The 13,708-nt window shown below is 68.8% G+C and carries 10 protein-coding genes; 1 reads left to right on the top strand and 9 read right to left on the bottom strand.

The window, feature by feature from the left end; genetic code table 11:
- Positions 1-37: 37 nt before the first annotated feature.
- The 3 genes from NFC98_RS03955 to NFC98_RS03945 form a co-directional block, all read right to left on the bottom strand.
- Positions 38-760, bottom strand: a complete 723-nt coding sequence (locus NFC98_RS03955; RefSeq protein WP_254276842.1) for a 3'-5' exonuclease — start codon at positions 758-760, stop codon at positions 38-40.
- A gap of 3 nt (positions 761-763) precedes the next feature.
- A complete protein-coding gene (locus NFC98_RS03950; protein ID WP_254276841.1) occupies positions 764-2,677 on the bottom strand; it encodes a DUF294 nucleotidyltransferase-like domain-containing protein in 1,914 nt (637 codons plus the stop codon).
- Positions 2,678-2,825: 148 nt separating this feature from the next.
- Positions 2,826-3,209, bottom strand: a complete 384-nt coding sequence (locus tag NFC98_RS03945; protein WP_254276840.1) for a DUF4168 domain-containing protein — start codon at positions 3,207-3,209, stop codon at positions 2,826-2,828.
- A 307-nt stretch (positions 3,210-3,516) separates the two neighbouring features.
- Here NFC98_RS03945 and NFC98_RS03940 point away from each other — a divergent pair, with 307 nt between their 5' ends.
- Positions 3,517-4,449 carry a DMT family transporter gene (locus NFC98_RS03940; protein ID WP_254276839.1) on the top strand — a complete coding sequence of 311 codons (933 nt, stop codon included), beginning with the start codon at positions 3,517-3,519 and terminating at the stop codon, positions 4,447-4,449.
- On the opposite strand, the gene fdhF is transcribed toward NFC98_RS03940, so the two are convergent.
- The 6 genes from fdhF to NFC98_RS03910 form a co-directional block, all read right to left on the bottom strand.
- Complete coding sequence (gene fdhF / locus NFC98_RS03935) at positions 4,409-7,252, bottom strand: formate dehydrogenase subunit alpha (RefSeq protein WP_254276838.1); 2,844 nt, start codon at positions 7,250-7,252, stop codon at positions 4,409-4,411. The two genes, NFC98_RS03940 and fdhF, sit on opposite strands and share 41 nt — an antisense overlap.
- A 10-nt stretch (positions 7,253-7,262) precedes the next feature.
- Positions 7,263-8,981 carry an NADH-ubiquinone oxidoreductase-F iron-sulfur binding region domain-containing protein gene (locus NFC98_RS03930; protein WP_254276837.1) on the bottom strand — a complete coding sequence of 573 codons (1,719 nt, stop codon included), beginning with the start codon at positions 8,979-8,981 and terminating at the stop codon, positions 7,263-7,265.
- 158 nt (positions 8,982-9,139) lie between these two features.
- The gene (locus tag NFC98_RS03925) at positions 9,140-9,538 is read right to left on the bottom strand and encodes a RidA family protein (protein WP_254276836.1); all 399 of its coding nucleotides are present in this window, start codon (positions 9,536-9,538) and stop codon (positions 9,140-9,142) included.
- A gap of 26 nt (positions 9,539-9,564) precedes the next feature.
- Complete coding sequence (locus NFC98_RS03920; protein WP_254276835.1) at positions 9,565-10,332, bottom strand: Ldh family oxidoreductase; 768 nt, start codon at positions 10,330-10,332, stop codon at positions 9,565-9,567.
- Entirely contained in the window at positions 10,329-12,089 is a 1,761-nt protein-coding gene (locus tag NFC98_RS03915) for a hypothetical protein (protein ID WP_254276834.1), read from the bottom strand. Before NFC98_RS03915 ends, NFC98_RS03920 begins: the two co-directional genes overlap by 4 nt.
- Positions 12,082-13,671 (bottom strand): BCCT family transporter, encoded by a 1,590-nt coding sequence (locus NFC98_RS03910; RefSeq protein WP_254276833.1) that lies wholly within the window; start codon positions 13,669-13,671, stop codon positions 12,082-12,084. The genes NFC98_RS03915 and NFC98_RS03910 overlap by 8 nt, the downstream gene beginning before the upstream one ends.
- Positions 13,672-13,708 lie beyond the last annotated feature (37 nt).

Below are 13,708 nucleotides of genomic sequence, written 5' to 3'. Positions count from 1 at the left end.
GCCTGCGGGCCGCCCTTCTTGTTAGGGTCCGAAGGCCTCAGCTCCACAGCTCCCCGACCGGGGTGTCGGGCGAGTAGTGGGCGGCGATCTGGGCCTGGAGCAGCTCGGCGGTGGCCAGGGCATCGACCAGGGCATGGTGGCCCTGGTAGGGCGGCAGCCCGTAGCGCTCGCGGCTGTTGTGCAGGCGGATCGACACCGGGGGGCGGCCCATCCAGCGGCGCAGCCGCGCCCATACCGACTGGCGGTGGCGGCGCGCCTCCAGCGACATGGTGTCGATCACCGGAAAGCGCAGCCCCTCCCCCAGGCGCGCCTGCACCGCCGAGTCCAGGAAGGGGCGCTCGATCTGGCGGTAGTGCACCACCACCAGGCGGCCGGCCAGCGCCTCGAACAGCTCGGGCAGGATCGCCTCCAGGTCCGGGGCATGCTCCACCTCGGCATGGGTGATGCGGTGCAGGGTCACCGACTGGCGATTCAGCGGGCGCGGCGGCCGCACCACCCAGTAGTGGCGGTCGGCCAGGCGGATGCGCGCCAGGCTGAAGGGCACCAGGCCGATGCTGACGATGGCGTGGCGGCGCGGGTCCAGGCCGGTAGTCTCCATGTCCATGGCCACCAGCGGCACCTCGCCGATAGGCGTGTCGGGGGCCGGGCAGCCGGCGGCGAAGTAGCTCTCGAGCAGCGGATGCTGGACCCGTTTGGCCCGGTCGGCCAGGTACTCGGGCCAGCTGGGGACATGGCGACGGCGGGGGGGAAGGACAAGCATGGGCTAGCCCGACCGGGGCCGGCCCGCGGCCGGCATGGGGTAGCGGAACTTGAGGAACTTCTGCGCGTTGCTGAGCACCTGGAAGGCGTCCTTGAGGGTGTGCCGCTCGGCGTCGGAGACGTTCTCGGGCTCGATATTGTTGTCCGGCGTGCGCTCGTGCTGCAGGTCGATCACCTGATGGCGAATCCGCGCCATGGCGAGGAACTCCAGGGCATAGCGAAGCTTGTCGCTCACCCCCGGGGCCAGCAGCTGGGTGCGGTCGATGTCGTCGAGCCGCTCGAAGCTGTTCTGGGCCCGGGAGCCGCAGGCCAGGGCATGCACCCGGATCAGGTCGGTGAGCGGCGCGGTGCCGCGGCGCTTGAGGTTGATCGAGTTGTTGTGCTTGCCGTCCTTCTCCATCACGAAGGTGCGGAAGAACCCCAGCGGCGGCGTGCGGTTGAGCGCGTTGCGCCCCATGGCCGCCAGGAAGCGCGGACTCTGCGGGGCCTGCTCGGCTACCAGGTCCTGGAGCTGCTCGACGAAGCGGTTCTCGCCGTGCACGACATCCAGGTCGAAGAAGATTGAGCTGTGCAGCAGCCGCTCCGGCGTGGGGTTTGCGATCCAGTCCCGGAAGTAGCCTTTCCACACCGAGAGCGGCTGCCGCCAGCGCGAGTTGGTGGCCATGATGTCGCCCGTGCAATAGGTGTAGCCACAGGCATGCAGGCCGTCGCTGACGATCCTGGCCATCTCCAGGAAGTAGTCGTCGTGGCGGTCGGGATCGAAGTCGTCGGCCAGTACCAGGGCATTGTCCTGGTCGGTGACGATGGACTGCTCGTTGCGCGCCATGGAGCCCATGGCCATGAAGCAATAGGCCACCGGCGGCGGCCCCAGCACCTCCTCGGCGAGCTCCAGCAGGCGCCGGGTGAAGCTGCGGCCGATGGTGGAGAGGGCACTGCCGATCATGCGCGAGTCGGCGCCATCCTCCACCATGCGCACGAAGGCGGCGCGCACGTCCGGCGCCAGCTTGGCCAGGCCCTCGGCCGTGGACTGGTTGAAGATGTTGCTGACCAGGTAGAGGCTCGAGTGGGTCTCGTAGCGGATGATGTCGGAGAGGTGGACGATGCCCACCGGATGGCGGCGGTGCATCACCGGCAGGTGGTGGATGTTGTTGCGCAGCATGGTGAGCATCGCCTCGTGCACCGACTCGTCGGACTGGATCGCCACCAGCCGGTCGCCCACGATCTCCCCCACCGGCGTCCCGGGGCCGCGCCCCTCCGCCACCAGGCGGCGGAAATCGCTGTCGGTGAGGATGCCACGCACCTGCCAGGCGCGCTCCTCGCTGTCGCGGAAGGTGTAGCGAGGGTTGTCGCCGGGCTCGTCCAGCACCAGCACCGCCGAGGCACCGAAGTCGCCGACCAGGCGTGCGGCCTCCTGGACGCTGGTGGTCGCCTCCACCATCACCGGGTAGCGGGTGAGCAGCTTGCGCACCCGGGTGATCATCATGTCGTTCTGCTTCTTGTGCTGCTCCACGGCAGACTCGAGGCGGGGACGCTCCAGCTCGACGAAGTCGGCAAAGTGCTCGTCCTCCTCGCAGAGCCGCTGGAACAGCGCCTCGGGGATGAAGTAGATAAGGGTGTCCTCGAGGGCACGGGCGGGAAAGCGCACCCGGTGGTTACGCAGCAGGCTGAAGTGGCCAAAGATGTCGCCCTCGCCCAGGCGGTTGTAGAGGTCGCCGTTGCGGCGATAGACCTCCACCGCCCCGCTGCGGATATAGCCCAGCTCGTGGATCTCCCGGTCGAGGAGCAGGATATCGGTGCCGGCCTTGTAGTAGGCCACCTCCACCTCGCCGGCCACCGCATCGAGCAGGTCATCGGAGATGCCATCGAAGGGCGGGAAGCGCCCCATGTGCTGGCGGATCTCCAGCAGTTCGACTTCCATGTGTCACGCTCCCGGCGTCAGGTGGCTCGCTGAGCCAAGTCTGGAAGCTCGCCGGGGCGCTGTAAAGCCGGCGCCCATACGAAAACGGCCACCCCGAGGGGTGGCCGTTCGCGCTGCCGATGGGAGTCGGCGTGGGAGGGTGACCGTCTTACGACTGGGCCATCTCCTGGACTCGCTGCATCAGCTCGGGATCCTGCTGGATCGCCTGACCGATAGCGTTGAAGGTATCCACGTCGAGACCGCTGTCCTCGACCACCTCGACCATCTTGTCATTGGCTTCCATGCGCACTTCCTGCTGGGAGGCTTCATCTTCGGCGGCATGCAGGCGCTCGGTGTACTCCTGGGAGATCACGGCGATCTCCTGGGAGGCATCGGCGAACTGCTGCAGCTGCTGATCGGAGAAGTCCTGAGCCGGCGCCTGTGCCTGCGGCTGTTCGGTGGCTGCGGCCGGGTCCTGCTGGGCGTGTGCAGTGGCAGACATCAGGCCGGCGCTGAGCAGGGCAGCCGAGAACAGTGCAGTCATCCGTTTCATGAATACCTCCAGAGGTGTTGCGTGTATGTGCCCACTGTGACGGCCGGGGTCGCCCCGCGTTCAGATTTTTCATGTAAAAGTTGGCAACAGGAAGTGTTGCGCTCGTTACATCCGTCTCCTTTTGGCGACAGGGTAAACCATAGCTCCGCCATGAGGCCCGTCATGGCAGGCTCCGCCAGTCGCCCAGCAAATGCGAACGCGTTGCATTGAGGTACGAAGAAAGGCGTCCGCCCGGGAGGGCTTTGCGAAACCCCGCCGGCGCAGTATCGTCATGGGCTCTCTGGAACCCCTGACCTGGACGTCTGCCATGCCTGCCGCCCCCTCCTCCCGGATGGCCACCCTGTGGCTCGCCGCCATGCCGCTGCTGTTCGTGGCGCTGTGGAGCACCGGCTTCATCGGTGCCAAGTTCGGCCTGCCCTATGCCGAACCCTTCACCTTCCTGTTCATCCGCTTCGCCCTGACCCTGGCGCTGCTGGTGCCGCTGGCCCACTGGCTCTCGGGCGAGTGGCCGCGGGGCGCGCGGCTGTGGGGGCATATCGCCGTGTCCGGCCTGCTGGTGCATGGCGCCTACCTCGGCGGGGTCTTCTATGGCATCTACCTGGGCATGCCGGCGGGGCTCGCCTCGCTGCTGGTCGGCCTGCAGCCGTTGCTCACCGCCGCCCTGGCCGGCCCACTGCTCGGGGAACGGCTCTCGCTGGCACAGTGGCTGGGGCTCGCGCTGGGGCTGGTGGGCATCGCCCTGGTGCTGGGCGGCAAGCTGGACCCTGGCGAGGCGCTGTTCCAGGGCTTCGGCCTGGGCGCCCTGGCCGCGGTGAGCGTCGCGCTGGCGGGCATCTCCTGTGGCACCCTCTATCAGAAGCGCTACTGCACCGGCATGCCGCTGCTCTCCGGCACCGTGGTGCAGTACCTGGCCGCCGGCGTCCTGCTGGGACTCGGCGCCCTGCTCTTCGAGGAGCGCAGCGTGGAGTGGACGCCTACCTTCCTGCTGACCCTGGGCTGGCTGGTGCTGGTGCTGTCGATCAGCGCCATCCTGCTGCTGATGGCGCTGATCCGGCGCGGCGAGGCGTCCCGGGTGGCCAGCCTCTTCTACCTGGTGCCGCCGGTGACGGCGCTGCAGGCGTGGTGGCTGTTCGACGAGCGGCTGCCCCTGCCCGCACTGGCCGGCATGGCCATCGCCATCGCCGGCGTGGTGCTGGTGGTCAGGGGGAAGCCGGCGACAGGCGGCAGGCCGCGTACTTGAACTCCGGGATCTTGCCGAAGGGGTCCAGGGCCGGGTTGGTCAGCAGGTTGGCCGCCGCTTCCACGTAGGCGAAGGGCACGAAGACCATGCCCTCGGGCATGCCCGGGTCGACTCGCGCCGCCAGGGTGATCGCGCCGCGCCGGGTGGTGATGGTGATCGGCGTGCCAGGTGCCACGCCGAGCCGGTGCAGCTCGCCCGGCGACAGGCTCGCCGACGCCTCGGGCTCGAGCGCGTCGAGGACGCTGGCACGCCGCGTCATGGCGCCGGTGTGCCAGTGCTCCAGCTGGCGCCCGGTGGTCAGCACCGTGGGGTAGTCGGCGTCGATCGGTTCGTCCGGCGGCAGCGGCCGGGTGGGCGAGAACGTCGCCCGGCCGCCTGCCCGGGGGAAGGCGTCGGAGAACACCACATCCTGACCCGGCGCATCGTCGGCCGGGCACGGGTAGGTCACCGAACCCTCGCGCTCCAGGCGCTCCCAGGCGATATGGTCCAGGGAGTGCATGCCCTGTTTCATCTCGGCAAACACCTCCCGGGGGTGGGCATAGTCCCAGGCCAGGCCGAAGCGCCGGGCGATCTCCTGAATGATCCACCAGTCGGGCTTCGCCTCTCCCGGCGGCGCCACGGCGGCGCGGCCCAGCTGCACCTGGCGGTTGGTGTTGGTCACCGTGCCGTCCTTCTCGGGCCAGGCGGTGGCCGGCAGGATGACGTCGGCGAACTGGGCGGTCTCGGTGACGAAGAGATCCTGCACCACCAGGTGCTCCAGGGCGGCCAGGGCCTGGCGGGCGTGGTGGAGGTCCGGGTCGGACATGGCCGGGTTCTCGCCGAGGATATACATGCCGCGGATCCGGCCGGCCAGGATGGCGTCCATGATCTCCACCACGGTGAGCCCCGGCTCGGGGTCGAGCTCGCTGTTCCACAGCTCCTCGAAGGCGGCACGCAGCTGGGCGTCGCCCACCGGCTGATAGTCGGGCAGCACCATGGGGATCAGGCCGGCATCCGAGGCGCCCTGGACGTTGTTCTGGCCGCGCAGCGGGTGCAGGCCGGTGCCGGGGCGGCCGGTCTGGCCGCAGGCCAGCGCCAGCGAGATCAGGCAGCGGGCGTTGTCGGTGCCGTGGACGTGCTGGGAGATGCCCATGCCCCAGAAGATCATCGCCCGCTCGGCGGTGGCGTAGGCGCGGGCGATCTCGCGGATGGCCTCGGGGGCCACGCCGCACAGTCCGCTCATCGCTTCGGGGGTCATGTCCACCACGCTCGCCCTGAGCGCCTCGAAGCCCTCGGTATGGGCCGCGATGTAGGCCTCGTCATGCAGCCCTTCGCTGACGATCACGTTGAGCATGGCATTGTAGAGCGCCACGTCGCCGCCGGGGGTGAAGCGCACGCTGCGCCAGGCATAGGCGTCCAGCGCCTGGCCGCGGGGGTCGAGGATGATCAGCCGGGTGCCGTTGCGCGCTGCCTGCTTGAAGTAGGTGGCCGCCACCGGGTGGTTCACCGCCGGGTTGCAGCCGGTGAGGATCACCACGTCGGCCTCGAGGGCCTGCATGAATGACGCCGTCACCGCGCCGGAGCCGAGGCACTCCATCAGCGCCGCCACGGAGCTGGCGTGGCAGAGCCGCGTGCAGTGGTCCACGTGGTTGGAGCCGAAGCCTGTGCGCACCAGCTTCTGGAACAGCCAGGCCTCCTCGTTGGAGCACTTGGCGCTGCCGAAGCCGGCCAGCGCCCCGGGACCGTGGGCCGCCTTGAGATCGGCGAGCCCGCCCGCGGCGGCGTCCAGCGCCTCCTCCCAGCTCGCCTCGCGGAAGTGGGTCAGCGGCCTGGCCGGATCGAAGTCGGGATCGAGCCCCTTGGCCAGGCCCTCGCGGCGGAGCAGCGGGCGGGTGAGGCGTGCGGGATGGTTGGGGTAGTCGAAGCCGAAGCGCCCCTTGACGCAGAGCCGGTTCTGGTTCGACGGCCCGTCGCGGCCCTCGACGAAGAGGATCTTCTCGTCCCTGATATGGTAGGTCAGCTGGCAGCCCACCCCGCAGTAAGGGCAGACGGAGTCGACGGTGCGGTCGGCCACCGCCGAGTCGCCGCGGCCCGCCTCGTCCACCAGGGTGGCGGGCATCAGCGCCCCGGTGGGACAGGCCTGGACGCACTCGCCACAGGCCACGCAGGTGCTCTCCCCCATGGGGTCGTCGAAGTCGAAGACAATCTTCGCCGCCGCCCCGCGATGGGCCAGGCCGATGACGTCGTTGCCCTGCACCTCGCGGCAGGCGCGCACGCAGAGGCCGCACTCGATGCAGGCGTCGAGGTTGACGCTCATCGCCGGGTGGCTGGCATCCTGCCCGCCGGCATGAGGGAGCTCGGCCGAGCGTTCGGCGACATGGTGAACCGTGGGCGCCGCCCGTTCTGCGCGGGCGGGCAGGCGCCCGTGCACCGCGGTGGCGTCGATGGCCAGGGCGTCGGCCATGGCCCAGAAGTGGCTGGAGCGGTCGGGGCCCGCCTCTCGTGCCGGCTGGTCGGCGAGCAGCAGCGCCATGACGCCCTCGCGCGCCTCCCGGGCACGCTCGGAGCTGGCACTCCTCACCACCATGCCGGGAGCCGCCTCGCGGATGCAGCTCGCCGCCAGCACCCGCTCGCCCTCGATCTCGACCATGCAGGCCCGGCAGTTGCCGTCGGCCCGGTAGCCGGGGGCGTCCTTGAAGCAGAGGTGCGGGATGGTCTCGCCGGCGCGCCGGGCGACCTGCCAGAGGGTCTCCCCCGGCCGGGCGCTCACGTCGACACCGTCCAGGGTCAGGGTAAAGCTCTCGTTCACGCTCGGGTCGCTCATCTCTGCCTCCCTACCCCTTCACGATCACGTTCTGGCCGGCGAGTTCATCGCGGAAGTCCCGCAGCAGGCCCAGCACCGGATTGGGCGCCGCCTGGCCCAGGCCACAGATGGAGGCATCCATCATCACCCGGGAGAGCCGCTCGAGCTGCTCAACATCCCAGGCGTCGCGCTCCAGCAGGGTCAGCATCTTCTCGGTGCCGACCCGGCACGGCGTGCACTGGCCGCAGGATTCGTCGGCGAAGAAGGCCAGCAGGTTGGTGGCCACCGCACGCAGGTCATCCTGGTCCGAAAGAACTATCACGGCGGCGGAGCCGATGAAGCAGCCCTCGGCCTGAAGGGTATCGAAGTCCAGCGGAATATCGGCCTTGCTGGCCGGCAGGATCCCTCCGGAGGCGCCCCCCGGCAGGTAGCCGGCGAGGCGGTGGCCCTCCTGCATGCCGCCACCATACTCTTGCAGCAACTCGTTCAGGGTGATCCCGGCCGGGGCCAGGTGCACCCCGGGGCGCTTGACCCGGCCGGAGAGCGAGAAGCTGCGTAGCCCGCGGCGGCCATGGCGGCCCTGGTCGGCGAACCAGTCGGCGCCCTTCTCGTGGATCACCGGGATCCAGTAGACGGTCTCCACGTTGTTGACCAGGGTCGGCCGGTCGAAGAGCCCCCGCTGGGCAACGAAGGGCGGCCGGTGGCGGGGCTTGCCGGGCTTGCCCTCCAGGGACTCGATCAGCGCCGACTCCTCACCGCAGATGTAGGCGCCGGCACCGCGACGCAGGATCACGAAGTCCGGCGCGACCAGGCCCGCGGCGACCAACTCATCGATGGCCTCGCGCAGCACCCGATGCAGGCCGGGATACTCGTCGCGCAGGTAGATATAGAGAGCGCAGGCCTCCACCGCCCAGGCGCTGATCAGGGCCCCCTCCAGGAAGCGGTGCGGCTCGCGCTCCAGATAATGGCGGTCCTTGAAGGTGCCGGGCTCGCCCTCGTCGGCGTTGATCACCGCATAGCGCGGGCCGGGCTCGGCGCGCACCGCCTGCCACTTGCGGTAGGTGGGAAACCCCGCCCCGCCGAGGCCCCGCAGCCCCGAACGCTCGAGCTCATCGATCAGCGCCTCGACACTCACCTCACCGTCGCGACACGCGGCCAGCAGGCGGTAGCCACCGGCGCCGCGGTAGTCGGCCAGGCGCTGCCAGAGGATCGCCTCGGGATGGAAGTGGCCGGTGTCCACCACCGCCTCGACCCCCTCCGGGGTGGCGTAGAGCACGTGGTGATGGCCTACCTCCGCCACCGGGGCGGTGTCGCAGCGCCCCATGCAGGGGGCGCGCACCACCCGCACCGTCTCGGGGGCGAAGCCGGCCGCGAGCCGTTTGCGCAGGGCCTCGGCGCCGGCCAGCTGGCAGGAGAGCGAATCGCAGACCCGCACCGTGACCTCCGGCGGCGGCGCCTGGTCGTCGTGGACCACGTCGAAGTGGGCATAGAAGGTGGCCGTCTCGTAGACCGTTGCCATGGGCAGCGCCATGTAGGCGGCCAGCGCCCGCAGTTCCGCCAGGGAGAGGTGGCCGTGAGCATCCTGGAGGACATGGAGGTGCTCGATCAGCCGGTCCCGCAGTCGCAGGCTCGGGTCGGTGCGCTCGTCGCCCAGCAGCATGCGCAGGGCCGCCAGCGCCACCGGCGGCAGGTCGCGTCCGCGCGGCTTGCCGCGGAAGGGACGCTTGGGGTTGACGGTCGATTCTGTCATGGCGGGCTCGTTGTGATGCTTGTGAGGTGGCGCGATATCGACGGCTTGCAGCCCTTAGGCGGGGACGACGGCCATCATCGGCATGGTGTCACCCGCCCGAGATCAGGACAATGGCCGGGCACAAGGCCGGTGAGCGAATGGAGACGAGGATGTCGCTCTCAGCACGTCTCGCCGTCGGCTGTCTCCTGCATGACAGCATAGGCCACCATCTCGACGAGCATCTCCTCCCGGGCGAATCCCGAGACGATGATCGCCGCGCGGTTGGGAAAAGGCGCGCTGACGTACTCGGCATAGAGGCGATTGACCGTGGCCAGGTCCTCGCGACGGGTCACGTAGATCAGCACCTGGGTCAGGCTGGCCATGCTGCCGCCGGCACAGGCCAGGGTGTGACGGAGGTTCTCCAGGGTCTGGCGGGCCTGGGCCTCGATCCCGCCGTCGACGACGGCCCCATCGGCGCCGATGGGGATCTGGGCGGTGAAGAGGATGCCATTGCCGATGACGGCCCATTCCAGCGGGGCCTTGGCGGCATAGAGGTCGGTGGCGACGGGTTGGATCATGGAAGCGTCTCGTGAGGATATAGGGGTCAGTCGTTGTCGTGGTCGCCGGCACCGGCGCCGCCCCGGGAGGCGTCGCTGGACTCCACCAGGATGCGGTGCGCCAGGGTCTTGAGGCGTTCCCAGATGGCGTCGTCCACCTCGATGCCTTCCTCGAGGGCCAGCTGTCGACAGGCCAGCAGCTCCGACTCGGGATGGTGGGCCAGCAAGTCGAGGTCGTGGTCGGCGCCCAGGGAGGGCAGCAGCTCCACGTGGTTGGCCATCACCAGGGTGATGCCGTCGTTGGGCTCGTTCTCCTCGGGCACGTCGCGCACCGAGTAGACGCGCACCTCCGGCGTGGCATGGCCCGCGCGAAAGCCCACCACCTGCTCGGTGAGGGGCATCTGGGCATTGCGCCAGAAGGCGGTGATGTTCATGCCACGCCCGGCCAGCCGCGATAGGTAGCCCATGATCAGCTGGCGATTGTGACAGCGGCGTATCTTGACCACCGAGAGGCCGCGGGCCCGCGCCTTGGCAAAGCCAAGCTCGGTGGCCAGGCTGATGCTTCGCAGCACGCTGTGGCCCTGACCGTCGAGCACCGCCAGGTCACCATCCTGGTAGATCAGCCGCGGCCGTGCCTCGGGATCCTCCTCGAGGAGGTAGTCCAGGCCCCGGTTGAGCTGCTCGACGCCGTGCAGGCCGTGACACTGCATCCAGGCGACCATGTCGGCGGCATCGGCGGCATCCCCGTCTTCGAAGCCGACCCCGCTGAACGCCTTGCGGCACAGGCCCTGGAGTTCGTTGTAGGAGACGATCATTGTGCTGCCACTCCCGTACGCCCGTGGATGGAACCGACTTCCCCCGCCCGCGCGGGCTCGAGGGGGAAGCTCCAGTCGTCAAAGTCGGCGAGGTCCTGCGGCTCGGCATTGAGCTCCTCGACCAGCGGTGCGCCCTGGAAGAGGGTGATCCGCACCCAGCGGTCCGACTTGGGGTCGAAGCGACTGGCCCCGAAGAAGGAGAGCTTGGTGCGCAGCAGGTGCATCGGCTTCATGTCGCGATGCCAGAGGTTGGCGTGGATATCGCCGTAGGGCTCCCTGACCAGGGTCTGGATGCGGCGCACCACCTCCTTGTGGCGGGGATGCTCGAGCAGGAAGTCGACCACCGTGGCCCGCGGATGACGCTCGAGGAAGTCACATAGTGCCTGGTGGGTACGCGCCACGCGCGGGCCGATGGCGATGGGCATCTCCTTCTCGGCGCCGGGCTCGGCATGGCGCACCCCCAGCCTCGGCTCCTCCTTCTCGGCGGAGCGATACCAGAACCAGTAGGCGCCCTCGCGGCTCGCGTAGTCATGGACCAGCGCCCAGCCATAGTGGGTCTCGATCAGCTGACGCAGGCGTATCAGCGGCATGTCGGGCTCCAGGTCGAGGTTCTCCGCCACTCCCATCCGGTCCTCCAGGGCGTCGACCTGATCCGGATAGAGCTCGATCAGCAGGGTGTTGATCAGCTCCTGGGCCTCCAGCGGCAGGGTGCGGGCGCTCCACTCCACCAGCTGCTGCCAGATATCGGCCTCCAGCGGCACGCTGGCAAGCCAGGTCAGCACGTCGGGCAGCGCGGCCACCGTGGCCGCATTGCGCTCGGTCTGCTCGGCGTCCTCGGTGGCGGTCTCGTCGAGATGCTGCATGGCACGGCGGGTCAGCGCGATCAGTCGCTGGCGATCGGCCTCCTCCGGCGCCTGACGCAGGGCCAGGGTCAGGGCCGTCTCGCGCTGGGTGACCCACTGGGCAATCAGCTGCGGATGGTTGATCAGGAAGGGCGCCATGCCGAGCCCGGTGGAGTTGCCGATCCCCAGGTAGCGCCGCAGTTCGGTGGCCAGGCGACAGGCGGTGTCCGGTGAGCGGCAGGCCGCGAGGTGCTCGACCTGCTCGATGGAGAAGTGCCGCAGCAGGTAGACGCCAGCCATCTGCGCCGAGAAGGGCCGCCGGAAGTCGGGGTTGTCCAGCAGTCGGGCGAAGTCGGCGATGCCGAACTTGCCGTTGCCGTAGACCGCCGTGGTCCGGTAGAGGTAGCCGACCCGAGTCAGCCAGGCAGGATCGGGCTGCTCGCCGCGGGCCAGGGCCTCGGCGAAGTGGGCGAAGTTGCGCAGGCTCTTGTTGGCCCGCGACAGCACCAGCACCCTGGGATGCTGACGTCCCGCTTCCTGCAGCGGCACGTTGGCGGCCATCTGCGCCAGCAGGCTGTCATCGACGTCGCCCTCCACCAGGCCAAATGTCACGTCCCAGGCCTCGGCGATGACTCGGTCGGAGCGGCGTGCGTCGTCCAGTGGCTGGGCGAACATCACGCCGTGGTAGCGGCCATGGGGCGTCTGCATCCGGTAGATGGCCGTGCCATGGCCCTCGGCATCCAGGTCGAAGCGCACCCGGCAGACCTGCCAGCGCTGCCGGGCCATCTGGCGCACCAGGCTGCGCACGAAGCTCAGCCGGGTGGCATGCAGGCTGCCGAGCCGCTCGAGCCGCATCACCTCATCGGCGGAACGCAGGCCGAGCGGTGCCGCCGAGACGAGATCCGCACTAGTCATTGACGATCACCTTGGGCCGGGTGGTGAGGCCCTGCTGACGCGCCATGGCATAGGCGGCCTGGGGGCCGGCCCACAGCGATGGAAGCAGCACCAGCGAGACCGGAATCGCGGTGATCACGATGAACTGCTGCAGCACGCCGATCTGTCCCGAGCCCATGTAGAGCAGGATGGCCGCCATCAGCGACATGGACACGCCCCAGAAGACACGCACCCCGACATGGGGACGGTCATGGCCGGTGCAGACCACGGCGATGGCATAGCTCATGGAGTCGCCGGTAGTGGCGACGAAGATGGTGGTCAGCAACAGGATGGCCAGTGCCATGAGCATGCCACCCGGCAACGCCTGGGCCACGGTCAGGGTCGCCACGTCGAACTGGAAGTTGTTCAGGGCCTCGGTAAGTTCGATCGCGCCGGTCAGCTGGAAATGGATCCCCGAGCCGCCGAGCAGGGTAAACCACACCGTCGTGGCAATGGGTGCCATCACCGCCACGGCGAGAATCATCTGGCGGATGGTGCGGCCTCGCGAGATGCGCGCCACGAAGATGGCCATCAGCGGGCCATAGCCGATGAACCAGGCGAAGAAGAACACCGTCCACCACTGCATCCACCAGGCCGGGGCGGTTTCCGAGGTCATGGTGGCCATGGCCAGGAAGGAGCTCACGTACTCGCCGAAGCCCTGGAGGTAGGCGTTGGTGAGGAACAGGGTAGGACCGAACAGGAAGATGATGACGGCGATGGCCAGCGCCAGGAAGACATTGAACCGGCTGAGCAGCTGGATGCCGCGGTGGATGCCGGTCGCCGCGGAGGTGACATAGAGGGCGCCCAGCACGATCAGGATCACCAGCTGGGTGCCATAGCCCTCGGCGACGCCAACCAGCTCATGCAGCCCGAAGCTCACCTGGGTGGCAAGGAAGCCGATCGGCCCCACGGTACCCGCCACCACGGCGATCACGCAGCAGGCATCGACCACCCCACCGAGCCAGCCGCTCATCACGCGCTGCCCGAAGACCGGATAGAGCAGGGTCCTCGGCTGCAGCGGCAGCCCCTTGTCGTAGTGGGAGTAGGCAAGAACCACGGCGGTCAGCGAGCCCAGCACGGCCCAGGCCAGGAAGCCCCAGTGCATGAACGACTGCGCCAGCGCGCCGGCGACGGCCTGCACGGTTCCCGGCTCGCTGTCGAAGGCCGGCGGCGTGACCACGAAATGGTAGACCGGCTCACCGGCAGCGAAGAAGACGCCGCCCCCGGCCAGCAGGGTACACATGATGATCGACAGCCACTTGAAGGTGCTCAGCTCCGGCGTGTCGAGACCGCCGACCTTGGCACTGGCCGCCGGCGACACGGCCAGGCCCATGGCAATGAAGAAGGTCAGCAGCAGCAGCAACTGGAAGTAGGAGCCGAGGATGGCGGCGGTCCAGGCGAAGCCGTCACCGATGGCAGAGGCGACACCCTCTACATCGATGATCGACAGCACGACGAACAGCACGACGAAACCGACACTGAGCCCCAGGACAACGGGGTCGCCGAAGCGGTTGATGAGGCCGGTATTCGGCCTTTCCGAGGTATGGTTATCAGGCGTACTCATGATGTTTTCCTTGTTATTGGAGGAACCGTCAGGTGGA

It is taken from the genome of Halomonas sp. 3H, from assembly GCF_024206005.1.
Lineage (GTDB): Bacteria > Pseudomonadota > Gammaproteobacteria > Pseudomonadales > Halomonadaceae > Halomonas > Halomonas campaniensis.
This window is presented reverse-complemented; position numbering and strand designations above follow the sequence as displayed.

What these genes read in the sequence shown, in the direction of transcription:
- NFC98_RS03955 (WP_254276842.1), bottom strand. Translation starts at nt 760, where the DNA reads ATGCTTGTCCTTCCCCCCCGCCGTCGCCATGTCCCCAGCTGGCCCGAG.
- NFC98_RS03950 (WP_254276841.1), bottom strand. Translation starts at nt 2,677, where the DNA reads ATGGAAGTCGAACTGCTGGAGATCCGCCAGCACATGGGGCGCTTCCCG.
- NFC98_RS03945 (WP_254276840.1), bottom strand. Translation starts at nt 3,209, where the DNA reads ATGAAACGGATGACTGCACTGTTCTCGGCTGCCCTGCTCAGCGCCGGC.
- NFC98_RS03940 (WP_254276839.1), top strand. Translation starts at nt 3,517, where the DNA reads ATGCCTGCCGCCCCCTCCTCCCGGATGGCCACCCTGTGGCTCGCCGCC.
- fdhF (WP_254276838.1), bottom strand. Translation starts at nt 7,252, where the DNA reads ATGAGCGACCCGAGCGTGAACGAGAGCTTTACCCTGACCCTGGACGGT.
- NFC98_RS03930 (WP_254276837.1), bottom strand. Translation starts at nt 8,981, where the DNA reads ATGACAGAATCGACCGTCAACCCCAAGCGTCCCTTCCGCGGCAAGCCG.
- NFC98_RS03925 (WP_254276836.1), bottom strand. Translation starts at nt 9,538, where the DNA reads ATGATCCAACCCGTCGCCACCGACCTCTATGCCGCCAAGGCCCCGCTG.
- NFC98_RS03920 (WP_254276835.1), bottom strand. Translation starts at nt 10,332, where the DNA reads ATGATCGTCTCCTACAACGAACTCCAGGGCCTGTGCCGCAAGGCGTTC.
- NFC98_RS03915 (WP_254276834.1), bottom strand. Translation starts at nt 12,089, where the DNA reads ATGACTAGTGCGGATCTCGTCTCGGCGGCACCGCTCGGCCTGCGTTCC.
- NFC98_RS03910 (WP_254276833.1), bottom strand. Translation starts at nt 13,671, where the DNA reads ATGAGTACGCCTGATAACCATACCTCGGAAAGGCCGAATACCGGCCTC.